This window comes from Methylocystis suflitae (genome assembly GCF_024448135.1).
GTDB classification, from domain to species: Bacteria; Pseudomonadota; Alphaproteobacteria; order Rhizobiales; family Beijerinckiaceae; genus Methylocystis; species Methylocystis suflitae.
On record NZ_JAMRYX010000172.1, the window covers coordinates 21109 to 43902 of the forward strand.

The 22794-nt window shown below is 63.6% G+C and carries 24 protein-coding genes; 20 read left to right on the forward strand and 4 right to left on the reverse strand.

What is annotated here, in order from left to right; translation table 11 throughout:
* Positions 1 to 95 precede the first annotated feature (95 nt).
* The 3 genes from NEI07_RS13005 to arsB are packed head-to-tail and all read left to right on the forward strand — an operon-like array spanning position 96 to position 2029.
* Positions 96 to 434, forward strand: a complete 339-nt coding sequence (locus NEI07_RS13005; RefSeq protein WP_175095093.1) for an ArsR/SmtB family transcription factor — start codon at positions 96 to 98, stop codon at positions 432 to 434.
* Positions 431 to 958 (forward strand): arsenate reductase ArsC, encoded by a 528-nt coding sequence (locus NEI07_RS13010; protein WP_256035073.1) that lies wholly within the window; start codon positions 431 to 433, stop codon positions 956 to 958. The genes NEI07_RS13005 and NEI07_RS13010 overlap by 4 nt, the downstream gene beginning before the upstream one ends.
* A gap of 3 nt (positions 959 to 961) precedes the next feature.
* Entirely contained in the window at positions 962 to 2029 is a 1068-nt protein-coding gene (arsB, locus tag NEI07_RS13015; RefSeq protein ID WP_256035074.1) for an ACR3 family arsenite efflux transporter, read from the forward strand.
* 3 nt (positions 2030 to 2032) lie between these two features.
* Here the strand turns inward: arsB and NEI07_RS13020 are convergent, their stop codons facing one another.
* Positions 2033 to 2470, reverse strand: a complete 438-nt coding sequence (locus tag NEI07_RS13020) for a hypothetical protein (RefSeq protein WP_256035075.1) — start codon at positions 2468 to 2470, stop codon at positions 2033 to 2035.
* Between the two features lie 452 nt (positions 2471 to 2922).
* The gene (ppk2, locus tag NEI07_RS13025; protein WP_256035077.1) at positions 2923 to 3930 is read right to left on the reverse strand and encodes a polyphosphate kinase 2; all 1008 of its coding nucleotides are present in this window, start codon (positions 3928 to 3930) and stop codon (positions 2923 to 2925) included.
* A gap of 217 nt (positions 3931 to 4147) precedes the next feature.
* On the opposite strand from ppk2, the gene NEI07_RS13030 reads away from it, so the two are divergent.
* The 14 genes from NEI07_RS13030 to NEI07_RS13095 all read left to right on the forward strand — a co-directional run bounded on the left by NEI07_RS13030 (position 4148) and on the right by NEI07_RS13095 (position 17498).
* Positions 4148 to 6055, forward strand: coding sequence for a peptidylprolyl isomerase (locus NEI07_RS13030; protein WP_256035078.1), 1908 nt, complete (start codon positions 4148 to 4150; stop codon positions 6053 to 6055).
* Complete coding sequence (gene trpE / locus NEI07_RS13035) at positions 6052 to 7581, forward strand: anthranilate synthase component I (RefSeq protein WP_256035079.1); 1530 nt, start codon at positions 6052 to 6054, stop codon at positions 7579 to 7581. Before NEI07_RS13030 ends, trpE begins: the two co-directional genes overlap by 4 nt.
* Before the next feature lie 49 nt (positions 7582 to 7630).
* A complete protein-coding gene (locus tag NEI07_RS13040; RefSeq protein ID WP_196399096.1) occupies positions 7631 to 8137 on the forward strand; it encodes a DUF6163 family protein in 507 nt (168 codons plus the stop codon).
* Between the two features lie 199 nt (positions 8138 to 8336).
* On the forward strand, positions 8337 to 8846 hold the full coding sequence (ldtR, locus tag NEI07_RS13045; RefSeq protein WP_407659901.1) for a transcriptional regulator LdtR: 510 nt from the start codon (positions 8337 to 8339) through the stop codon (positions 8844 to 8846).
* Between the two features lie 273 nt (positions 8847 to 9119).
* Entirely contained in the window at positions 9120 to 10232 is a 1113-nt protein-coding gene (locus NEI07_RS13050) for a site-2 protease family protein (protein WP_256035080.1), read from the forward strand.
* 59 nt (positions 10233 to 10291) lie between these two features.
* Positions 10292 to 10906 carry an anthranilate synthase component II gene (locus NEI07_RS13055; RefSeq protein ID WP_256035081.1) on the forward strand — a complete coding sequence of 205 codons (615 nt, stop codon included), beginning with the start codon at positions 10292 to 10294 and terminating at the stop codon, positions 10904 to 10906.
* A 67-nt stretch (positions 10907 to 10973) separates the two neighbouring features.
* Entirely contained in the window at positions 10974 to 11996 is a 1023-nt protein-coding gene (trpD, locus tag NEI07_RS13060; RefSeq protein ID WP_256035082.1) for an anthranilate phosphoribosyltransferase, read from the forward strand.
* Positions 11997 to 12118: 122 nt separating this feature from the next.
* Positions 12119 to 12958 carry an indole-3-glycerol phosphate synthase TrpC gene (trpC, locus tag NEI07_RS13065; RefSeq protein ID WP_256035083.1) on the forward strand — a complete coding sequence of 280 codons (840 nt, stop codon included), beginning with the start codon at positions 12119 to 12121 and terminating at the stop codon, positions 12956 to 12958.
* 1 nt (position 12959) lies between these two features.
* Complete coding sequence (gene moaC / locus NEI07_RS13070; protein WP_256035085.1) at positions 12960 to 13439, forward strand: cyclic pyranopterin monophosphate synthase MoaC; 480 nt, start codon at positions 12960 to 12962, stop codon at positions 13437 to 13439.
* A 68-nt stretch (positions 13440 to 13507) separates the two neighbouring features.
* Positions 13508 to 14470, forward strand: a complete 963-nt coding sequence (locus NEI07_RS13075; RefSeq protein WP_256035086.1) for a hypothetical protein — start codon at positions 13508 to 13510, stop codon at positions 14468 to 14470.
* Positions 14467 to 14652, forward strand: coding sequence for a hypothetical protein (locus NEI07_RS13080; protein ID WP_256035087.1), 186 nt, complete (start codon positions 14467 to 14469; stop codon positions 14650 to 14652). The genes NEI07_RS13075 and NEI07_RS13080 overlap by 4 nt, the downstream gene beginning before the upstream one ends.
* An 8-nt stretch (positions 14653 to 14660) precedes the next feature.
* On the forward strand, positions 14661 to 15863 hold the full coding sequence (locus NEI07_RS13085) for a molybdopterin molybdotransferase MoeA (protein ID WP_256035089.1): 1203 nt from the start codon (positions 14661 to 14663) through the stop codon (positions 15861 to 15863).
* Between the two features lie 35 nt (positions 15864 to 15898).
* Positions 15899 to 16648: a phosphatidylserine decarboxylase gene (locus NEI07_RS13090; protein ID WP_256035090.1), complete on the forward strand. Its 750-nt coding sequence runs from the start codon at positions 15899 to 15901 to the stop codon at positions 16646 to 16648.
* Between the two features lie 7 nt (positions 16649 to 16655).
* Positions 16656 to 17498 carry a CDP-alcohol phosphatidyltransferase family protein gene (locus NEI07_RS13095; protein WP_256035092.1) on the forward strand — a complete coding sequence of 281 codons (843 nt, stop codon included), beginning with the start codon at positions 16656 to 16658 and terminating at the stop codon, positions 17496 to 17498.
* Between the two features lie 80 nt (positions 17499 to 17578).
* Here NEI07_RS13095 and NEI07_RS13100 read toward each other — a convergent pair whose 3' ends face one another.
* A complete protein-coding gene (locus NEI07_RS13100) occupies positions 17579 to 18748 on the reverse strand; it encodes an alpha/beta hydrolase (RefSeq protein WP_256035094.1) in 1170 nt (389 codons plus the stop codon).
* Between the two features lie 275 nt (positions 18749 to 19023).
* Here NEI07_RS13100 and pqqB point away from each other — a divergent pair, with 275 nt between their 5' ends.
* Genes pqqB through pqqE form a run of 3 tightly spaced genes read left to right on the forward strand, consistent with a single transcriptional unit; the run spans position 19024 to position 22185 of the window.
* On the forward strand, positions 19024 to 19953 hold the full coding sequence (gene pqqB, locus NEI07_RS13105; protein ID WP_256035096.1) for a pyrroloquinoline quinone biosynthesis protein PqqB: 930 nt from the start codon (positions 19024 to 19026) through the stop codon (positions 19951 to 19953).
* Positions 19950 to 20720, forward strand: a complete 771-nt coding sequence (gene pqqC / locus NEI07_RS13110) for a pyrroloquinoline-quinone synthase PqqC (RefSeq protein ID WP_256035098.1) — start codon at positions 19950 to 19952, stop codon at positions 20718 to 20720. The genes pqqB and pqqC overlap by 4 nt, the downstream gene beginning before the upstream one ends.
* Positions 20713 to 22185, forward strand: coding sequence for a pyrroloquinoline quinone biosynthesis protein PqqE (gene pqqE, locus NEI07_RS13115; protein ID WP_256035101.1), 1473 nt, complete (start codon positions 20713 to 20715; stop codon positions 22183 to 22185). The genes pqqC and pqqE overlap by 8 nt, the downstream gene beginning before the upstream one ends.
* Positions 22186 to 22187: 2 nt before the next feature.
* On the opposite strand, the gene NEI07_RS13120 is transcribed toward pqqE, so the two are convergent.
* Positions 22188 to 22658: a cupin domain-containing protein gene (locus tag NEI07_RS13120; protein ID WP_256035103.1), complete on the reverse strand. Its 471-nt coding sequence runs from the start codon at positions 22656 to 22658 to the stop codon at positions 22188 to 22190.
* Positions 22659 to 22794 lie beyond the last annotated feature (136 nt).

Sequence of the window (22794 nt, forward strand, 5' to 3'; positions counted from 1 at the left end):
TGCGCCTGGGTAACAGAGCTACGGGCGCGCAACAATGCGGGCGCGCCCATGAGGAATGTCATTGCGCCGTCATTTATTTCAATATATCTGGATTTATGGAAATAGAAGCGGCTCTCGCCTGTCTTTCCGCGCTATCGCAGCCGACGCGGCTCGAGACCTTCCGTTTGCTCGTCCGGCACGAGCCCGAGGGTCTGCCGGCCGGCGACGTCGCGCGGGCGCTCTGCGTTCCACAAAACACGCTCTCCGCCCATCTCAACGTCCTTTCGCAGGCGAAGCTTGTCATCAGCGCCCGCACTGGCCGCAGCATCGTCTATCGGGCGGATCTTTCGCGGCTGAATGCGCTCGCGCGCTTCCTCGCCGAAGATTGTTGCGGCGGCGCGCCATGCGCGCCCGCCGATTCTCTTGCACGCATCAAATGTGAGTCTCGCCAATGACAGACAGGATCTACAACGTGCTGTTCCTCTGCACCGGCAATAGTGCGCGTTCGATCATGGCCGAAGCGCTGCTGCGCGAGCGCGGCGCCGGCCGGTTCAACGTTTTTTCCGCCGGCAGCCATCCCAAGGGCGAGGTGAATCCTTACGCGCTCAAAACGCTCGAGACGATGGGCCTTAAATCCGAAGGCTATCGTTCCAAAAGCTGGGACGAGTTCGCCCGCCCTGACGCGCCCCGCATGGATTTCGTGTTCACCGTCTGTGACAGCGCAGCGGGCGAAGCTTGTCCGGCGTGGCCCGGTCAGCCGATGACCGCGCATTGGGGCATCGAAGATCCGGCGGCGGTCGAAGGAAGCGACATAGAAAAGCAGCGCGCCTTCGCCACGGCGTTCCGCTATCTGCGCAACCGCGTCGATCAGTTCTGCGCGATTCCGCTGCATCGCCTCGACAAACTCGCGCTCAGCCAGCGCCTGCGCGAGATCGGCGAGATGGAAGGCGCAACATCGCCGAACGCGACCGCGGAGTAAGTCATGACCGTCTTCGAACGCTATCTTTCGCTCTGGGTGGCGCTTTGCATCGTCGCCGGCGTCGCGCTGGGCCATTTCTTGCCGGGCGTGTTTCACGCCATTGGCGCGATGGAGGTCGCAAAGGTCAATTTGCCTGTCGCGGCGCTCATCTGGCTGATGATCACGCCGATGCTGATGAAGATCGACTTCGCCGCGCTTGCGGAAGTCGGGCGTCACTGGCGCGGGATTGGCGTCACGCTCGCGGTCAACTGGGCGGTGAAGCCGTTTTCGATGGCGCTGCTCGGATGGATTTTCATCGGCTATCTGTTTCGACCCTATTTGCCGGCGGACCAGATCGACTCCTACATCGCCGGCCTGATCCTGCTCGCAGCGGCCCCTTGCACCGCCATGGTGTTCGTCTGGTCGAATCTCACCAAGGGCGAGCCGCATTTCACGCTGAGCCAGGTCGCACTCAACGACGCAATCATGATCGTCGCTTTCGCGCCCATCGTCGGGTTGCTGCTTGGACTGTCCTCGATCGTCGTGCCCTGGGACACGCTGTTTCTCTCGGTGGTCCTCTATATCGTCGTTCCGGTGATCATCGCCCAGGTCGCCCGCAAACGGCTGCTCGCGGCAAGCGGCGAAAAGGGTCTCGCCAGGACGCTCGCGCATATCGGCCCGGCGTCGCTCATCGCGCTGCTCGCGACGCTCGTTCTGCTCTTTGGTTTTCAGGGGGAACAGATCATCCGGCAACCCGCGATCATCGCCATGCTCGCGGCGCCGATACTGATCCAGGTCTATTTCAACGCCGGGCTCGCCTATCTGCTCAATCGCGCGGCGGGAGAAGCGCATTGCGTCGCCGGCCCTTCGGCGCTGATCGGGGCGAGCAATTTCTTCGAACTGGCGGTCGCGGCGGCCATCAGCCTCTTTGGCTTTGACTCGGGCGCTGCGCTCGCCACCGTTGTTGGGGTCCTGATCGAAGTTCCAGTGATGCTGAGCGTCGTCTGGATCGTCAATCGGAGCAAGGGCTGGTATGAGCGCGGAGCGCTTCGATCGGCTGATCGAATCTCCGCGCCCATCGATCTACCGTAAAGATCAGCAGAGGCGATAGCCGTACGCGGCGAGCTGGCGGCCGGTGATCCGCAGCATCGGCGCCGGAGCTTGATTGCCGTGGCGTCGCACGTGAGCCATGAAGGCCTCGCGCAGCCGGGGCTTATAATGCGCGGCGAAGATCGCGGTCATGCGCGGATCGACGACGCCCCCCTCGGGCCCGCCAAACCAGGGCGCATGGAAGCCGAAAACCGCGCCTTCGGAAACGCAGGACTGGGGATTCGCCAGATAGAGCGTGCATGAGGAATCGCATTCAGTCGGGCCAATCCGGATTGGCTCGCCCCGAGCTCGCGCCCTCGCGAGCCTGGCTTCATATTGCTCCACGCGTCCGCCATAATCCGGGGACATGACATCGAAAGCGTTCGCGGGCGCGGTCAAAAGTACAAGCGTCATCGTTCCTGCAAGACCAAGAGATCGCAGCATAGGATTTCCTTTTGGGGCGCTCGTATGGGGCGGCAGCGCCGCCCTCTGCTGTCAGGGCTCAGTCGACCGAGCGCATGTCTCGGGCCCATCGGGAAGGGGAAGGGCTACAACCACGCCTCTTCCAGCTTCAGCGTTCCCTTTTTAAACAAGCGATATCTGCAGTGCAAGCAGGGCCTTAACTTTATGGTTAAATATTTTTGTAGAAAGCGCTTGGCGAGATGGAAATGCGCCCTAGCGCCTATAGCCCAACGATACGTCGAGAGTCCACGGCGCGCGGGACGTTCGGCGCCTAGCAGGCACAGCAGCGGATCCATCTCTAGAGCTGCAAATTTATTTCCCGCATTTGCAAAACGCGAGGACGGCCTTCGCGCGCTGACAGCGCTCATGAGTGCGAAGGAGATTTTGGCGCGGCCGTTCCGGGCGCGATGTCCACGCGCCTATACCGTAAGCCCCTAGCGGGAACGCTTGCGCTTTTTCTCAATATCCATCGCAAGCGACTTGCCCAGAATGTGCTCGTCGCGGCCGATGACATGTGCGCTGGCGCCGACGATGAGCGGATCGGGCCCGTGTACGACGCTATGATCTTTGTTCGGATAATCGAGGCTCGATAAAAAGTGCTGCATGCAATTCAGGCGCGCGCGCTTTTTGTCGTCCGATTTGATGACGATCCACGGCGCGTCGGCCGTGTCGGAGAAGAAGAACATCGCCTCCTTCGCCTCGGTGTAATCGTCCCATTTGTCCATCGACGCACGATCGATCGGCGAGAGTTTCCACTGCTTCAAAGGATCGTTCATGCGGGAACGAAAACGACGCTGCTGCTCCTCGCGCGTCACCGAGAACCAATATTTGTAGAGGCGAACGCCGGAATTGACGAACATGCGCTCAAGATCGGGACATTGCCGCATGAAGTCGAGATATTCGTTCGGGGTGCAGAAATTCATCACGCGCTCGACTCCGGCGCGATTGTACCAGGAGCGGTCGAAGAACACGATCTCGCCGGCCGCCGGCAGATGCTGGATGTAGCGCTGGAAATACCACTGGCTGCGCTCGCGCTCGGATGGCTTTTCCAGCGCGACGACCCGCGCGCCGCGCGGATTGAGATGTTCCATAAAGCGCTTGATGGTGCCGCCCTTGCCGGCGGCGTCGCGCCCCTCGAACAGCAAGACGATGCGTTGACCGGTCTCCTTTACCCAGTTTTGCGCTTTGAGGAGCTCCACTTGCAGGAGCTCCATGTGCCGCAGGTAGACCTTCTCGCTCAGCCGCGTCTTGTAGGGAAATTCTCCTGACTCAAACGCCTTCCGGACCGCCTCGGCGTCAGCCCGCAGGCGGCGCACGTCCTGGTATGGCGCGTGGGGATGCGCCGCGCGCTCGGCCCCGTGCACGTCCCCGGGCTCAGCCTCGACTTTGGGACATGGAGCCTCCACGCCGGTCTCAGCGGCGGCGTTGACGGTTTCATCCATTATCGGCTCCGGTTTTCAGCGCGCGCTCCGAATTGGAGCCGCTCAGGCGCGGATTCTGGTGGGGGGAGACTGCAAGCATTCGAAACATAGGGCAATAGCGCGTTTTGGCGCGTCAGCGGTTCTGTGCGGAGCGCATTGCCACGCGCCCGCCCCCTCCCTATAGTCCGCCGCCAAAACCGGGAAGCCGGATTCCAACGCACCCAAGGAAGCAATACCTATGCTAGAAGGCCTGCGCGTCGCCTCGCAGAACTGGATCGGCCGCACCATCATGGCGCTTGTCATGGGCGTCATCGTCATCAGTTTTTCGATCTGGGGCGTCGGAGACGTGTTTCGCGGCATGACGGCGCAGCGGCTCGCCCGCGTCGGCAGCGGCGAAGTGACGGTCGACACCTATCGCAGCGCCTATCAAAACGAACTTCGCCGCATTCAGCAGCGGATGCGGCGCGCGATCACCAATGAGGAAGCCCATCAGTCAGGACTGGATCTGCAGATCCTGGAGCGCCTGGTCACCGAGGTCGCGCTCGACCAAAAGGCGCGGCAGCTCGGACTGGCCGCAAGCGACGAGACCACCCAGCGATTGCTCGCAGCTGAAAAGGTGTTTCAGGGCCCCGACGGCAAATTCGACGCCGCGCGGTTCAAGCAGATCGCCAATGACTCCGGCTTCACCGAGCGCGGCTTCGTCGCGGATCAGAAGAATGTTTACCTGCGCAAAATGATTACCGACATCGTCGTCGCCGGAGTCGAGCCGCCGAAGTTGATGGTCGAGGCGATTTATCGCTTCCGCAATGAATCACGAACGATCGACTACGTCGTTCTGCCGCCGTCGCTGGTTAGCGCCGCGCCGACGCCATCCGACGAAGAGCTGAAAAAATACTTCGACGAGCGCGAGCAGACCTTCCGCGCCAAGGAATACCGCAAGCTGACGGCGCTGGTCGTCAGCCCTTCCACGGTCGGGAAGCCGGAGAGCGTGTCTGCCGAGGAGGCGCGCAAGCTTTATGACGAGGTTAAATCGAAGCGCTACGGAACGCCGGAAAAGCGCGAAGTGCGGCAGATCGTGCTCAAGACCGACACGGAAGCTGAAGCCGCGCTCGCCAAGCTCAAAGCCGGCGCCGATTTCGACGCGCTGGCGGCCGAGCTCAAACTCAATCCCAAGGACGTCAATCTCGGCCTGGTCGAGCAGCGCGACTTCGGCGATCCCAAAGTCGGAGCGGCCGTTTTTGCGCTCCCCCAGCCGGGGCTCACCGCGCCGGTCCATACCGCTTTTGGCGCCGTCGTGTCCCAGGTCAGGAGCATCGCCCCGGCCGTCTACAACAAGACTTTCGAGCAGGCCGAGCCGGAACTGCGCGCGGAAATCGCCGCGCAAGGCGCCATGCCTGAAGTGCGCCGGCTCCATGAGGCCATTGAGGATCAGCGCGCCTCCGGCAAGACTCTCGCCGAAACCGCAAAGGCGGTGGGACTGGAGACGCAGGTCTATGACGGCGTCGACGATGCAGGCAATGACCGCAGCGGCAAGCCGATCGCCGGGCTTCCTGCCGGTCCGGACCTCGTGAAGGCCGCCTTCGCATCGGACATCGGCGTCGACAACGATACTGTCGCGACGCGTGACGGCGGCTATGTCTGGTACGAGGTTAACGGCATCGAGCCCGCCCGGCAGAAGACATTCGAAGAGGTGAAGCAGGCCGTCGCCGACGCCATGCGCAGCGACGCGGCGCAAAAGGCGCTCGCCGCCAAGGCCGACGAAATCGTCGCCAAGCTGAACGCGGGGCGGCCGATCGAAGACGTCGCCAAGGAGCTGGGGGTTCAGACCCAGCGCGCCAATGACGTGAAGCGCGAAGCGCGTCCCGACTTCAACACCAACGTCATCGTTCGTTTCTTCGATGTGGCGCCGCGCAACGCCGGCTCCGTCGTCGTCGACAATGGGCGGCTGGTGTTTTTCGTGCGCGACTCGACAACGCCCGTGTTCGACCCGAGCTCGATCGAAGCGAAAACGATCGCCCAGCAACTGAAGCCTGCATTTCACAACGACCTGCTGGAGCAATATGTCGGCGGCCTCGAGAAGGCGCTCGGCGTCGATATCAATCAGCGGGCGCTCGAAGCCGCGACCGGAGCGGAACGCGACCAGTGAGCGGCGCGCTGTTTGAGCCCGACTTCGACGCCTTCCGCGCCGACTACGACGCTGATCGGCCGCTGCTGGTCGTGACGCGGCTGGTCGCCGATCTCGAAACGCCGGTCTCCGCCTATCTCAAGCTCACGCGCGATCAGCGCGGCGCGGCTTTTTTGCTCGAGTCCGTCGAAGGCGGCGCCGCCCGCGGCCGCTACTCGATGATCGGCCTCGACCCGGACGTGATTTTTCGCGTCGTCGGCGATAGAGCGGACATCAATCGCGCCGCGCTCGACGATGCGAGCATCTTTACGCCTTGCGAAGCGGCGCCGCTCGTCGCCTTGCGTCAGCTCATCGCCGAATCCGCCGTGCCGCAGGCCGTGCGGCTGCCGCCGATGGCGGCGGGCGTCTTCGGCTATCTTGGCTATGACATGGTGCGACAGATGGAGCGCCTCGCGCCGGCCAAGGAAGACAGGATCGGCGCGCCTGACGCGCTTTTCGTGCGTCCCACGGTCATGATCGTCTTTGACACGGTTCGCGACGAAATCTCCATCGTCACGCCCGCTCGGCCAAAAGCCGGCGTTGCGGCGAAGGCGGCCTATGAAGCGGCGCTCGCGCGCCTCGACAAGGTCATCGCGACGCTCGAGGCGCCGCTGGAGCATCGCGACGGCGGGGCCGACGTGCAGCTCCTCGCTCAGGAGCCTGTTTCGAATACGCCGCAATCGCGTTTTCTCGAGATGGTCGAGCGCGCCAAGGAATATATTCGCGCCGGCGACATCTTTCAGGTCGTGCTGTCGCAGCGGTTCACCGCGCCTTTCGCTTTGCCCGCCTTTACGCTCTATCGCGCCTTGCGCCGCGTGAACCCGGCGCCCTTTTTATGCTTTCTCGATTTCGGCGAATTCCAGATCGTCTGTTCGAGTCCCGAGATCCTCGTACGCGTCGCCGACGAAAAGGTGACGATTCGCCCGATCGCCGGCACACGCTGGCGCAGCGAGGTGAAGGCGGAGGACGAGCGTCTCGCGGCGGATCTCCTCGCCGACGAAAAGGAGCGCGCCGAACATCTGATGCTGCTCGACCTCGGCCGCAACGACGTCGGCCGAGTCGCAAAGACGGGCACGGTGCGCGTCACCGACAGTTTCACCATCGAGCGCTACAGTCACGTGATGCACATCGTCTCCAATGTTGAAGGCGAGCTCGATGCGCGCCACGATTGCATCGACGCGCTCGCCGCGGGTTTTCCCGCCGGCACCGTCTCCGGCGCGCCGAAAGTGCGCGCCATGGAGATCATCGACGAACTCGAGACCGACAAGCGCGGAATCTACGGCGGCTGCATCGGCTATTTCGGCGCCGGCGGTCAAATGGACACCTGCATCGTGCTGCGCACGGCGATCGTGAAGGACGGCAAGATGCATGTGCAGGCAGGCGCTGGCGTCGTCTACGACAGCGAACCGGAATATGAGCACCGCGAATGCGTCAACAAGGCCAAAGCGCTTTTCCGCGCCGCCGAGGAAGCGGTTCGCTTCGCAACGCGCGCGCGGCGGGGGCAATAGCCATTCCCGCCATAGCGCACGGACGGCGAAACAGGCGGCGGCGCATCTGATGGACGGCCCAACGATCTACGACGACGGCGACGATCCCTACCGCGCCATTCGCGTCGGCGAACCGAATGGCGGCGACGCCGCAAAATGGGGCGTGCTGCTCTCGCGCTTCATGCGCATCGTCGCATTATTTTGGCTCGTGCAAGGCTTGATGCAGTGGCGGATCATTCTCGCTGCGGAACGCTCGATCTTTGAAACCATGCCGCAGAGCGCAGCCTCCGCTGTTATTTTCTTCGCCGTGCTCGATCTCATCGCCGGCGTCGGCCTGTGGCTGGCGACGCCCTGGGGCGGCGTCTTGTGGCTGCTCGTTGCAAGCGCGCAGATCTTTCTGACGCTCAGCATGCCGGGATTCTTCACCGGGGGCTATTGGCTGATCGGCGTCAACGCCGTGCTGATCGCCATGTATTTCGGGCTGACCTTTGAGGCCGGACGCGACGTCGAGGCGCAGCACATGCGCGAACGCCGCCGTCGCCGCAGATTTGACAGAAAAACGCCAAAAGATTCCTGATCCGCAAGGTTTGCTTGAGGAATCATTAGCGTAAACCGAACCTTTAAGTTCATCCATCATTCACCGCAAACAGCCCTATCGCGGTAAACGCGGGATTCAGGCTGTTGTTTAAACCGACTTTCATCTGCGTCGATCTAATTTGGTTTCATCGAAGGCCGATCAAGAGATGCCCGACGCATCCGCTGTGATGGAGAAGACGATGAGCGCCATGTTGAAGACCGCCCCGCAGGCTCGCGAGGATCGCCCCAGCGAGATCCGACCGGTTTATCTCGAAGCGCTCACGCTCGTCGAACGCCTCCACCGCCGTCTGCTGGACGTCATCAAGGACGAATTCGACCGCCGGGATCTTGGCGACGTCAATTCCGTGCAGGCGCTGCTGCTTTACAACATCGGCGACAAGGAGTTGACCGCAAGCGAATTGCGCACGCGCGGCTATTACCTCGGCTCCAATGTTTCATACAACGTCAAGAAGCTCGTCGACATGGGCTATATGCATCATGCGCGCTCGCGTCTTGATCGCCGTTCGGTGCGCATCAGCCTGACTCCGAAGGGCAAGCAAATTCACGATATCGTGGCGCAGCTTTATGAGAAGCACGCGCTGACGGTCGAGCAGATCGGCGGCGTTTCCTGCGACGAGTTTCGCACCCTCAATACGTCGCTTTCACGGCTGGAGCGCTTCTGGACCGATCAAGTCCGCTATCGTCTCTGACGCGATTTCGCTTTCCTTCTCGTCTCTCAATTCTTCTCCGTCTACCGCCGGCAAGCGCTCACAGCCGCTTCGCCGGCGTTTTTCGTGCGTCCCCGCGCTCAGAGCAGGTTCCGAAAAAGTTGACCGACCTTTTGGATGAGAACCTGCTCCAGCATTTTGATTTTGAGCGCTTCCTTAGTCGATCACATGATCCACGTGAGCGGGGAGCGCTCTAGCGCAAGCCGCCGCTCAGTCCTATCTTACCGGCTGTTAACCACGACCGCAGGAGCTCAAATGCGATGGTCCCTCACGATCGGCTCCTTCATGGGAACCGCCGTGCGCATTCACGTCACGTTCCTGCTGCTCTTGGGCTGGATCGGCTTTGCGGCCTACCAGCGCGGCGGCGCCGTCGCAGCGCGCGACAGCATCATGTTCATCGTCGCGATCTTTATCTGCGTCGTGTTGCACGAGTTCGGCCACATCTTGACCGCGCGGCGCTATGGCATCGTCTCGCCAGTGATCACGCTGCTTCCGATCGGCGGCGTGGCCGACATGGAAAAAATGCCCGATAAGCCCCGTCAGGAGCTGCTGATCGCGCTCGCGGGTCCGGCGGTCAATCTCGTCATTGCGGCCTTGCTGATCCTGTTTCTGGGCGCCGTCGATTTGTCCGACGCGATCCAGATCGGCGATCCTTCCGTCAACCTTTTGAAACGCCTTGCCGCCGTGAATATCTTTCTGGCGGCGTTCAACTTGATCCCGGCTTTTCCCATGGACGGCGGCCGTGTGCTTCGGGCCGCCCTGTCGATCTGGATCGGCAAGGACCGCGCGACCCGCATCGCCGCCCAAATCGGTCAGGGCTTCGCTTTTCTGCTGGGTTTTCTCGGGCTGTTCGGGAATCCGCTGCTGCTGTTCATCGCGATTTTCGTCTATATCGCGGCTGCGGGCGAAGCGCAGATGACGTCGTTGTCCGAAGCCGCGCGTGGCCTGAAAGCGGCCGACGCCATGGAAATGCGCATCGCCGTGATCGAGCGCAGCGCAAGCGTGCGCGAAGCGGTGGACATCCTTTTGGCCACGTCTCAGGACGAATTCCCAGTCGTGGACGGCTCGCGCCGGCTCAGCGGCTTCCTGTCCCGCACCAACATCATCGAGGCCTTGCGGGCGTCCGAACCCGACGCGCCGATCGCGCCTTTCGTTCGCCTGGAGCCGGAGACGATCGATGGTCGAGAGAGCATCGACGCCGTCCTGCCTAAGCTTACGGGGGGAGAGGCGGTCGGCGTAACCGACGAGGAGGGTCGGTTCCTGGGTCTCCTGACCCGTCAGTCGCTGGCCGAGATCATGATGATCAAAGACGTTCGGCCCGACTGGCGCTTCTCGCCGCGGGACGATAGCCGTCCGACGGTTGCTTAAGCCCGCCACCCGGCCTATTGCACTGTTAAACCCGCGCCAGGAGGCTGGACAGCAGCCCAATGTCCAACGTCACGCTTATCGACAACTACGACAGCTTCACCTTCAACCTGGTTCATTATTTCGGCCAGTTGGGCGCGAACGTCACCGTACACCGCAACGACGCCGTTTCTGTCGCCGAAGTGCTGGCCGGCGGACCCGATGCGATCGTGCTGTCGCCCGGCCCCTGCACGCCGCATGAGGCGGGCATCTGCATGGAGCTGATCTCAGCGGCCGCCGAGACCGTGCCGATTTTCGGCGTCTGCCTCGGACATCAGTCGATCGGCGAGGTGTTTGGCGGCGACGTCATTCGGGCGCCGCTGCCGATCCATGGTAAAATGGCCACCATCCTCCACCAGGGCGACGCCGTGTTTCGCGGCATCGAGGGGCCATTCCAGGCGACGCGCTACCACTCGCTGATCGTCAGCCGCGACACCCTTCCCGACTGCCTGCGGGTGACCGCCGAGACGCCGGACGGCCTCATCATGGCGCTGTCGCATAAAACGCTCCCAACGCATGGCGTGCAGTTCCATCCCGAGAGCATCACCTCGCAGCACGGCCACAAAATTTTACAAAATTTCCTCGATCTCGCGCGAGAATGGAACGAGGGACCGCGGCGCCGTGAGAAGGTGGCGTGAGGGTCGCTTCGAAGATCGCCTGCAGCGGTCAGCCGGCCCTGCCCTTGCGCAACGGCGCTGGACTGCGGTGAGCGAGGATTTCAAATCCTACATCGCTGCGCTGGTCTCGGGCGCGCCGCTCGCCCGCGATGAGGCGAGAGCGGCGTTTTCTCTGATTTTTCGGGGCGAAGTGACGCCGGCGCAGCTTGGGGCCTTTCTCATGGGCCTGAGACTGCGCGGCGAGACGATTGATGAGATCATCGGGGCGGCAGAGGCGATGCGCGCCGCGATGACGCCGGTCGAAGCGCCGGCCGGCGCGATCGACATTGTCGGGACCGGCGGCGACGGCGCCGGCACATACAATATTTCCACCCTTGCCGCGATCATCGCCGCAGCCGCCGGCGCGATCGTCGCCAAACATGGCGGCAAGGCGGCTTCGTCGCTTTCGGGTTCCTCCGACGTGCTCGGCGAACTCGGCGTCAAGGTCGGCGTTTCGCCAGCCGCCGCCGCCGCATCGCTTCAAGACGCCGGAATCTGCTTCATGGCCGCGACGACGCACCATCCGGCCATGCGCCACGCCGCGCCGGTGAGAAGCGAGCTGGGCGTGCGCACGATTTTCAATTTGCTTGGTCCTCTGTGTAACCCCGCGCGTGTCGAGCGGCAGACGATCGGAGTCTTCTCCAGCGACTGGCTCGAACCCTTGGCCCGCGCGCTTCGCGAGCTCGGCGCAAAGCGCGTCTGGCTGCTGCATGGCGGCGACGGCCTCGATGAAGCGACGACGACGGGCGTGACCCATGTGGTTGCGCTCGAAGACGGCGAAATCCGCAGCTTTGACCTCTCGCCAGAGGAAGCCGGATTGCCCCGCGCGACGACGCAGGCGCTTGTCGGCGGCGACGCGGCGCATAACGCAAGAGCCCTGCGCGCCGTTCTGGAGGGCGCGAGGAACGCCTATCGCGACATCGCCGTTCTCAACGCCGGCGTGGCGCTGGTCGTCGCCGGGCGGGCTGCAAATGTGCGCGAAGGCGCGGCGCTCGCTGAGGCGGCGATCGATTCCGGCGCGGCGCGGGATAAGCTCGAGGCGCTGATCCGCTGCTCCAATCGAGACGCCTGAGCCACCCTCCCCTTCGATCGGGATAGGATTGCGCCCGTTTATCGGCTATTCATGAGCAGCCGACAGTCGGCTAAACGAATTCGAGCGATGGCGGTCGCGGCCCGCCCGCCGTAGGCGAGAAAATGACCGACATCCTGAGAAAGATCGAAGCTTATAAGCGCACCGAGATTTCCGAGGCCAAGGTGCGCATGCCCTTCGCGACGCTCGAGCGCAACGTGCGCGATCATGATCCGCCGCGCGGCTTTGTCCATGCGATCGAGCAGAAACTGAACGAGCGTCGCATCGCGCTCATCGCCGAGATCAAGAAGGCGAGCCCGTCCAAGGGAATCATTCGCCCAGACTTCGATCCGCCGAAATTGGCGCGCGCCTATGAAGCCGCCGGCGCGGCCTGTCTTTCAGTGCTGACCGACACGCCCTCGTTCAAGGGCAGGCTCGAAGATCTCGAAGCCGCGCGAAAGGCGACGCATCTGCCGGCGCTCCGCAAGGATTTCATGTTCGATCCCTATCAGGTCTATGAGGCGCGCGCTTACGGCGCCGATTGCATCCTGATCATCATGGCCGCCGTCGACGACGACGAAGCAAAGGCGCTGAACACGGCCGCGCATGATCTGCGCATGGACGTGCTCGTCGAAGTGCATGACGAGCGGGAGCTCGATCGCGCCCTGGCGCTGGAGACGCGTCTGATCGGCGTGAACAATCGCGATCTGCGCGACTTCAAAGTGTCGCTCGAAGTCAGCGAGAGGCTCGCCGAGAAAATTCCGCGCGACAAGATCATTGTCGCCGAAAGCGGCATCACGGTGCATGAGGATTGCGTGCGCCTCGAAAAATCGCACATCTTCACCTTCCTCGTCGGCGAAAGCCTGATGCGCAAGCATGACGTCGAAGCGGCCGCGCGCGAACTCCTGCAAGGCGCAACGGCCAATCAAAATTCGGGCGCGCATAAGTCCCCCGCCGGCGCGTGACATGAGCGCGCTGACTCACATCGGCGTGACGGGCGAAGCGCATATGGTCGACGTATCGGCGAAGACCGAGACGTCTCGCGTGGCGCTCGCCCGCGGCCATGTGGTGATGGCGCGCGAAACTCTGCGTCTCGCCGTCGAAGGTCAGGCCAAGAAAGGCGACGTTTTCGGCGTCGCCCGCGTTGCGGGCATCATGGCGGCGAAGAAAACGAGCGAACTCATCCCGCTGTGCCATCCTCTGCTATTGTCGAGCGTCTCGGTCGAGATCACGCCCGATGAGTCATTGCCGGGCCTGCGCGTTCTCGCCGAGGCGTCGGTCACCGGCAAGACCGGCGTCGAGATGGAGGCGCTGACGGCCGTTTCGGTCGCCTGTCTGACCATCTACGACATGCTGAAGGCCGTGGATCGCGGCATGCGCATCGAAGGCGTCGAACTCGTCGAAAAGCGCGGCGGCAAGTCCGGCGACTGGCGACGCGGCGAATAGTTCGACTGCGGCCGCAAGGCTCGCTATTGTTGCAGCTGATATATTTTATGATTGGTGGAGGCGCCGCCATGCGGCATTTCATTTTCGCCATTGCGCTGCTGTTGTTGAGCGCGCCAGCCTTCGCCGACCGCGCCAGCGAATGTCGGCGACGATGCGGCGACGATGCGGCCTGCTATCGGCGCTGCATGGGCTACTCCGGCGATTATCTGCCCAGAAGCAGAGAACACTACTACCACTACGGGCCCCGAGCCCGGCATCGGGCTCCCTCTCCATCGAACGCGCCTGAGGCGGTGGAAGATGCGCCTCAGGCGGAGCGACCGTCAGCGTCGCGCAACAGCGACAGGAGTTCGGCGGCGCGGCCAAGCATTCTGGGAACCGCCTATGATTATCTCTACGCGACAGGGACCGAGACGGCAGGCTACGGCCTCTATTCCTATGTGATCCTACCCCGGCCCAACGACCGCGCCGTCGCCTTTCTGAGCGAACTCGTAGGGCGCTTTCCCGCAGCGTCGGACGTGGCCGAATCGAAGTATCGGATCAACATTCTCTACATACCGACCAAGGCGGGCTCCCGCCCGCAGGCCGCCTTCCCTGCCGACGCCGCGCCCGCCGCCATCAAAACTTTCCTGACCAAAAACTATGATTTCGCCATGGCGCAGCGCCTGCTATTTCATTTGTGCGACAAGCCGGCGCCGGCGGTTGCGCAGCTCTGCGAGAACGATCTTTCCGGCGGTCCCTATCTCCTCACCTACGCGACAAAGATCAGCGATCTTTCGCCCTTGCCGCCGCCTTTCCTCTTCGTCGATCTCACGAATGTGCGGCCGCGCGCCTTTCCGCTGTTCGTCGCCGCCTACGCCGCTCAGGTGAAACGCCCCGACTTCTCGGACGGCGCGCGACTCGCCGATTTTAATCTGCAGCTCGCAAATATTCTTTTGACCGCCGCGGACTGGGTGCAGCCTGTGAGCGCTGCGGTCGCAGACATTACGCACTTCGCCGAAGCCAAGAAGAGCGACGGGGAAGCGCCCAAATGAAATTATCCCTCCCTCGGATCGTCGCCGTTTTTTTGCTGGCCATCGCTCTTGGCGTAATTTTCTCCTTCGCTTATCCCGGCGTCGATATTGACGCGGCCCTCGCGACGGTCATCGTGCTCGTCGCACTTGCGGCCGAAAGCCTCGCGGCGTTCATCTATCGCCGCGTCACGAACCGAGGATAAGGTTTCGATTGGACAAGCTTCTTTCCGTTCCCGACGCGCTTGCGCGCGTGCTCGCCGGGGCTTCAAGGCTTGGCGAAGAATCGACGCCGCTGGCGCGGGCGCGCGGCCGCACGCTGGCCGCCGACCTTGTCGCCCGCCGCAGCCAACCGCCCGTCGCCGTCTCGGCCATGGACGGCTTTGCGCTGCGCGCCGCTGACCTCGCCGCCGGGCCGCTGCGCATCGTCGGCGAAAGCGCCGCAGGCCACGGCTACGGAGCGGCGCTCCGGGCGGGCGAAGCCATCCGCATCTTCACCGGCGCGCCAGTCCCCGAGGGCGCCGACGCAATATTGCTGCAGGAAAACGCTGTCGTCGCCGACGGCGCGTTGACGGCAAGCGCCCCGCCCGGCCCGCATATTCGCGGCGCCGGCCTCGACTTCCGCGAAGGCGCGGTCGCGCTCTCCGCCGGCGTGCGCCTTGGCCCCGCCGAACTCGCGCTCGCCGCCGCGATGAACCACGCTGCAATTCCAGTCGCGCGGCGCCCGCGCGTGGCGATCATCGCTTCGGGCGACGAACTCGTCCCGCCGGGCGCCGAACCCGGCCCGTCGCAGATCATCTCCTGCAACAATCTGGCGGTCGCGGCCATCGCCGAAGACGCCGGCGCGGAAGTCGTCGATCTCGGCATCTTCCGCGACGATCTTGCCGAACTCGAACGCGGCGTCGGCCTGGCCCGCGAGGCCCGCGCCGACGTTCTGGTGACGCTCGGCGGCGCGTCGGTCGGCGACCGCGATCTGCTGCGCCCTGCCCTAGCCCGGCAAGGCATGTCGCTCGACTTCTGGAAGATCGCGATGCGGCCGGGCAAGCCCCTGATTTACGGGGCGCTGGGCGAGGCGCGCATCCTCGGCCTTCCCGGCAATCCGGTCGCGTCCTTCGTCTGCGCGCTGGTGTTCCTCGCGCCGCTCCTGCGCGCGCTGCAGGGCGATCCCGACGCCGGCGCCGACCGAACCGAGACGGCGGTCGCTGGCGCCGATCTTCCCGCCAACAAGGGGCGGCGCGACTACATGCGCGCGCGGCTCACCCTGGACGAAAATGGCCGCCTCGTCGCAACGCCGCAGCCGCTACAGGACTCGTCGCTGCTCACCGAGCTGGCACGATCGCAAGCGCTGCTGATCCGCGAGCCGGGCGCGCCGCCCCTGACGAAAGGCGACCCCTGCCGCATCCTTCGGCTGCCATGATCCATGCCGCGCGTCCGTGACTTTGGCGCCGCAACATGGCAAAGGAAACGCGCGCGCTGATCAGCCCGCCACGAAAGCAGGCCCGCATGTCGATCATCGATTCCGTCCGTAAATCGCTCGTTCCGATCCATCCGGAAGGCTACGTCTTCATCGCCGGTTTCGCCGCTGTCTCCTTCCTGCTTGACTGGCTGTCGCCGACGCTCGGCTGGATGGGCTTCATCGCCACCGCGTGGTGCGCTTATTTCTTCCGCAATCCGCCGCGGGTGACGCCGCTGCGCGAAGGCCTCGTCATCTCGCCAGCGGACGGCGTCGTGAGCGCAGTTGGATTCTTTCTGCCGCCGGCCGAACTCGGCCTCGGCGCCGAGCCGATGCAGCGCATCTCCGTGTTCATGAGCGTCTTTGACGTGCATGTGAACCGTGCGCCGATCACCGGCCGCATCTCGAGGATCGCTTATAAGCCGGGTCTGTTCCTCAACGCCGACCTCGACAAGGCCAGCGACGACAATGAACGCAGCGGCATGGTCATCGAAGCGCCGTCGGGACGCTTTGGGGTGGTGCAGATCGCAGGACTCGTCGCGCGGCGCATCGTCGGATTCGTCAAGGAAGGCGAGCAGATCGGCGTCGGCGACCGTTTTGGTCTGATTCGTTTTGGGTCGCGCGTCGACGTCTATATGCCGTCATCGGCACGGCCCATGGTGGCGGTCGGCTCGCGCGCCATCGCCGGCGAAACGATACTTGCCGACATGACCGCCGGCGTCGCCGCGCTGACATTCAAGGCGGGTTAAACAAGCCATGGACGATCCCTTCTTCTCCGGGCGCGATGCGCAAGAAGGAACCCTGACGCCCTCGGAACAGCGTCGGCTGCGGTTCCGCAACATTCCGTTGCGCATCGTTCTTCCCAATCTCGTGACGCTGCTCGCCCTGTGTATGGGGCTGACGGCGATCCGCTATGGAATCGAAGGTCGATTCGAGACGGCCGTGACGGCGGTGATGGCCGCGGCGGTGCTCGACGGGCTGGACGGCCGCCTGGCGCGCGCCATCAAGGGCACGTCGCGCTTCGGGGCGGAGCTCGACTCGCTTTCGGATTTCGTCGATTTCGGCGTCGCGCCCGGCCTGCTGCTGTATCTGTGGACGCTGCACGAGATCAAAGGCCTTGGCTGGTTCGCCGTGCTCGTCTTCGCCATCGCCGGCGCACTACGGCTCGCCCGCTTCAATGTGACGATCGACGATCCGGCGAAGCCCGCCTGGCAGGCCGAATTCTTTGTCGGCATGCCGGCGCCCGCCGGCGCCGTGACGGTGTTGCTGCCGCTCTATCTGCATTTCTCCGTCTTGGAGCTGCCGGCATCGAAGGCGATGACGCCGTTCTACATCATCTATGTGCTCGGCATCGCCTTCCTGATGGCGAGCCGCATTCCGCATTTCTCCGGCAAGCGCATCGGGCGCATACCGCGCGATCTGGTGATTCCGGTGCTTTTCGGCGTGGGCGTAACGGCGCTGCTGCTCGCGATCTATCCGATGGAGCTGCTTGCCGTGCTGAGCGTCGCGTTTCTGGCGGCCATTCCGCTCAGCGTGAGGCGCTATAACCGTCTCGCGAAGGCCGAGGCGGAAAAAGCGGCGGCGCCGAAAGAGGCCTGACGGGTTTGGTAGCGGCTATGATCCGCTTTTCGCGTCGGTGACCCGATAAGCCACTCAATCCACCCCGAAAAAAGGCAAGCTCACCGAGCGGCGGCGAGTGGCGCCAGGGGCTGGCTCTCGACCTTTTGATTGACAGGCGGTGAGGCGCGGTCCGGCTCCGCCTCGCTCCCACGCGCGTCAATCACCGCCTGCGTCTCTGACTCGCCAGGGCGCGGGGCTGTCAGCTGCGCGCCGATCTTTCGCACCACGTCGGGCGCTTCGGCGAAGGCGCCGTGGCCGACGAAGTCCGTCGAGAACGACGAGATGTCGTGCACGGCGACGCCCAATCGATCGAGCTCAGCCTTGTCTTCAGGATTGGTGGGATTCATCGCGCCGAGACGGGGACGGTCGCCGGCGATGCGCGACGCGAGCGACAGCGCGCGATCATTGTTGGCGACGAAGATCGACACATGCCGAGGATCGACGCGCGCGACCTGTTGGCGGAAAACATTGAGATCGATGTCGGGCGCGGCCAGCATGACCTCGCCAAGTTTGCCGTCGAGATCCGGATGGCCGGACTGCGCGACGCCGCGCAGCGTCTCCATCGTCAGCCATGCGCCCATCGAATGGGCGAGCACATGTATCCGTCCGACGCCCGGCGTGCGCGACAGTTCGACGACGAACTTCTCAAGCGCGTCGCGCGAGACTGTCGCCGCTTCCTTGTCGGACTCATAATTGAACAGCCCGCCTCGGGAATTCCAGGTAAAGAGCGCGGGAACGCCAGAGAAGCGGCCGTCAGCGACAATCTGCGCCAGACGAAAGCGCGCCTCCTCGACTCCTGTGTTGAAGCCGTGCACGTAAAGCAACACGTCGCGCGAATTGCCGATGCGCCCCGAGACATGCGAGGCGACTTCGCCGTAGAACTCCCGCTCGTCCATGTTGCGCTTCGACAGCACGGTGAAATGCCGCCGCCGATCGGCGCCGCCGAAGCTTGGACGCTCGAGGCTTCCAGCACGATGGTTGAGCGGGACGCCAATCGACGTTAGCGAAAAATGCGCCCGGCCGTCGTCTGTCGCGCCTTCGGAACGCCGCGTCGAAGCGACGAAAATGGCGACATTCGACGGCTCGCCCTGGGCTCCAGAGACAAGGGAAACGGCGTTGCCGACGTGGCCGTCGACCATGCGCATGCCGTCCGACACGCAGCCGGCGAGCGACGTCGCGATCAAGAGCGCGCATAAGCGCGTCAGCGTTTCTTGTCCATGCGTGCGCAAATGATTGGCTCGATCCAGCGCCTGCTCGGAACTGAATCCTCAGCGGCGCGCTTCGACCTGAGGCGCCTTGGCCTCACCGTTCCCTCTTGTGGCCTGAGAAAGCGACGAAACCGGGGCGAGACGCCCGCCGCAACAGGGAAAAAATCTCGACATTTCATGTAGCCCGCGCAAATCGGTCGCACTTGCGTGAATGCGGGCCGCCTGCGCATAGTGCCAGGAAAATAACACTCAGGGGAGATCCGACGTCGCGGCGCGCCCGCTATGTCGAAATGCCAATGCGGATCAAGATCTTGGGGTCGGGCGCCGGCGGCGGCTTCCCGCAATGGAATTGCAACTGCGCCAATTGCCGGGCTGTCCGCGCCGGCGCGCCCGGCTTTTTGCCGCGCACACAGTCCTCATTGGCGGTGAGCGTCAATGGCGCCGACTGGCTGCTGCTCAACGCCTCACCCGATCTGCGCGAGCAAATCGCCGCCGCGCCCCAGCTTGCTCCCAGCCCCGATGACGGTCTGCGCGCGAGCCCGATCAAGGCGGTGGCGCTGACAAATGGCGACGTGGACCATGTCGCGGGTCTTCTCAACATGCGAGAAGCCCAGCCGTTCAGCCTCTACGCCGCGGGACGCGTTCTCGACGCGCTCGGCGCCAATCCGATTTTCACGATCCTGCAGACGCAGCTCGTGCCCCGCATTGAGCTGCACACAGAGAAGGCGGCGCCTGTCACCGGAGCGGGCATTGATCTTGGGCTCGCGATCCGCGCCTTTCCCGTTCCGGGCAAGATCGCGCTCTATCTCGAAAACGCCAATGCGCCGAATTTCGGAACGAGCGCCGGCGATACGCTGGGCCTCGAGATCATCGAAACCGCGACTGGCGACTCATTCTTTTACATTCCGGGATGCGCCAAGGTTGACGCGAACCTCACTGAGCGGCTTCGCGGCGCCAAGCTGGTGTTCTTCGACGGCACGCTTTTCCACGAAAACGAGATGATCGAGCAAGGCCTGCTCGGCAAGACCGGTTCGCGCATGGGCCATATCAATGTCGGCGGCGCCGACGGCTCCATCGCCGCATTCAAGCCGCTCGGCGTGAAGCGCAAAATCTACGTGCACATCAACAATTCGAACCCTCTACTGAACGAGTTCTCGGATGAATATGCGACCGCTCAAGCGGCCGGCTGGGAAATCGGCGAGGATGGCATGGAGGTTAATCTGTGAACGAGATCGTAGCCATTGACTGGCGCGGCGCCGCGCCCCTCGCCCGCGACGAATTCGAAGCCTCCATTCGCGCCGTCGGCGCCGAGCGCTATCACGACAAGCATGAGTTTCATAAGCTGCTGCACGGCGGCAAGCTCAAGAAGGAGCAGGTCGCCGCCTGGGCGCTGAACCGCTACTGCTACCAGGAGGCGGTGCCGCGCAAGGACGCCGCCTTTATGAGTCGCGTCCATGATCGCGAACTGCGCCGCGAGTGGATACATCGCATTCATGATCATGACGGCCTCGGCGAAGAAGGCGGCGGCATCGAGCGCTGGCTCGTGCTGACGGACGCGCTCGGCTTCTCGCGCGATTACGTGACCTCTCGGCGCGGCGCTCTGCCTGCGACAAAATTCGCCGTCGAAGCCTATGTGCGCTTTGTCGTCGAGCAGCCGCTCGTCGTTGCGGTCGCGTCTTCGCTGACCGAACTCTTCGCGCCGTCGATCCATCGCGAACGCATCGTCGGAATGCTGGAAAATTACGATTTCGTCGACGACCAGGTGATGGCCTATTTCAAACGCCGGCTGACGCAGGCGCCGCGCGATTCCGAGTTTGCGCTCGGCTATGTGCTCGATAACGCCAGGACGCGCGCCGAACAGGAAGCCTGCGTCGGCGCCGTGCGGTTCAAATGCGACGTCTTGTGGGCGCAGCTGGACGCATTACATCACGCCTACGTCACGCCTGGGCTGATCCCGCCCGGCGCATGGCGGCCAGGAGAAGCAAATGTCTGAGGCGCAGGCCGCGCGGTTCGTGATCGGCCCGGACTCGCGCCCGGCCTTCACGCGCTACGCCCGGCTGCACGAAGATCGTGCGCGGTCTCGAACGGTTATTCTGGCGCCCGAGCGCGCCTATGAACTCGATCCGATTGGTCTCATCGTGCTGCGCGCGATCGACGGCGCAACGCGCCTCGCCGATCTTTGCGAGCGGCTCGCACAGCAATATTCCGCGCCGCTGGACGTTATCACGCGCGACGTCACGGCGCTGCTGCAGGGGCTCGCCGACAAGCGGCTGCTGCGCGACGGGACCGACGAATTGGCGGCGCCGCCGCCTTCCGCCTTCGCCACATCTATTTCGCCATTCGCGGGCGGACCTGCGGGGCTGCTCGCCGAGCTCACCCATCGCTGTCCGCTGCAATGTCCCTATTGCTCCAATCCACTGGACCTCGAGCGCTCGAACGCGGAGCTGACCGCTCGTGAATGGGGCGAGACCTTCCGTCAGGCGGCGTCGATCGGCGCGCTGCAGCTGCATCTTTCCGGCGGCGAACCGACGGTGCGACGTGATCTTGAAGAGATACTCGCATACGCGGTCGACGCGGGACTCTACACCAATCTCGTCACCTCCGCCGTTCTGCTGACGCGCGAGCGGTTGCAGCGTCTCGCCGAGATCGGCCTCGATCATGTGCAGGTCTCCATCCAGGATGTCGTTCCTGAGAGCGCCGACCGAATCTCGGGCTATCAGGGCGGCGTCGCCAAGAAGCGCGACGTCGCGCGATGGACGCGCGAATTCGGCATGGGGTTGACGATCAATGCGCCGATGCACCGGCAGAACATCGCGCATCTGCCGCAGATCATCGACTTCGCCGTCGAGGTCGACGCGCAGCGCATTGAGATCGCGCATATTCAATATTACGCCTGGGCGCAGGTGAACCGCGCCGCGCTCATCCCGACGCGCGAAACCTTCATGGAAACCGTCGGCATCGTCGACGCCGCGAAGAAGCGTCTCGCCGGCGTGCTCAATTTCGATTTCGTCATTCACGATCATTACGCGACGCGGCCGAAGGCCTGCACCGGCGGCTGGGGCCGATCAATCATGGCTGTGACGCCATCCGGCAAGGCCCTGCCCTGCCACGCGGCGCAGACCTTGCCGGGATTGGCCTTCGACAATGTGCGCGAGAGGCCGCTCGGCGACATCTGGCGACATGGCGCGGCCTTCAACGCCTTCCGCGGCACGGACTGGATGAAGGAGCCCTGCCGTTCTTGCGAGCGCCGTGAAATCGATTTCGGCGGCTGCCGCTGTCAGGCGTTCGCGATCGCCGGTGACGCCGCGGCGACGGACCCCGCCTGCCATCTGTCGCCGGACCATGCGCGCTTCGCCGCTTACGCCGAAATCGAATCGCACGTCACAGCGCCGGACTTCGTCTATCGCCGCTATGGCGGCGCCGCGGCGTCGACGACGCGCGCCAAGGAGCCCGCCTAGCCTTAGCGCTGAGGCGCGCGAGGATCGTCGCGCGGATCAAGATAGGTGATGTTCCAGGGGCCGACGCCGGTGACTTGTATCACCGTGTCGTCTTCGAAGCTGACCCAATGGCCAGTTTCCGCGGGCGTCGCTGCGAAGCCTCCAGCGGATAACGTTTTCTCGGCGTTTGGCTCGGGCAGATTTCCCTGACCGTAGCGGACAGCGCCCGTCAAGACAGTCATGGTTTCGATTCCGCTGTGTTTATGCGGCCCGATTTTATATCCCTTCGGCGCCCGCATGCGCAGGATATAGGGTCCGCCTTGCATCGGATTGCCGAACAGCATCGCCACTTCAGCGCCGCGCGGCAGTTCCGGCGGACCTGCCTGCCAGTCGAGTTTGTCTTGCGAAAAGACGAAGCCCGGGGCCTCTGCAAGGGCGGTTGACGCCGCGAGGCTGATCGCCACGCTCGCAACGATTGCAGTGAGATTTCGCATAGCTTGCGCCTCCAAAGCGCGCCCCTCGCTTGAGATAGGGCGATCTGAGAAGGCAGCGGCCTTGGCCGCAAAAAATTCAAGCCCGGTAACAAAAGAGCAACTTCCGCAGGGCATATTAAGCTTGTCTCGCGGAGTT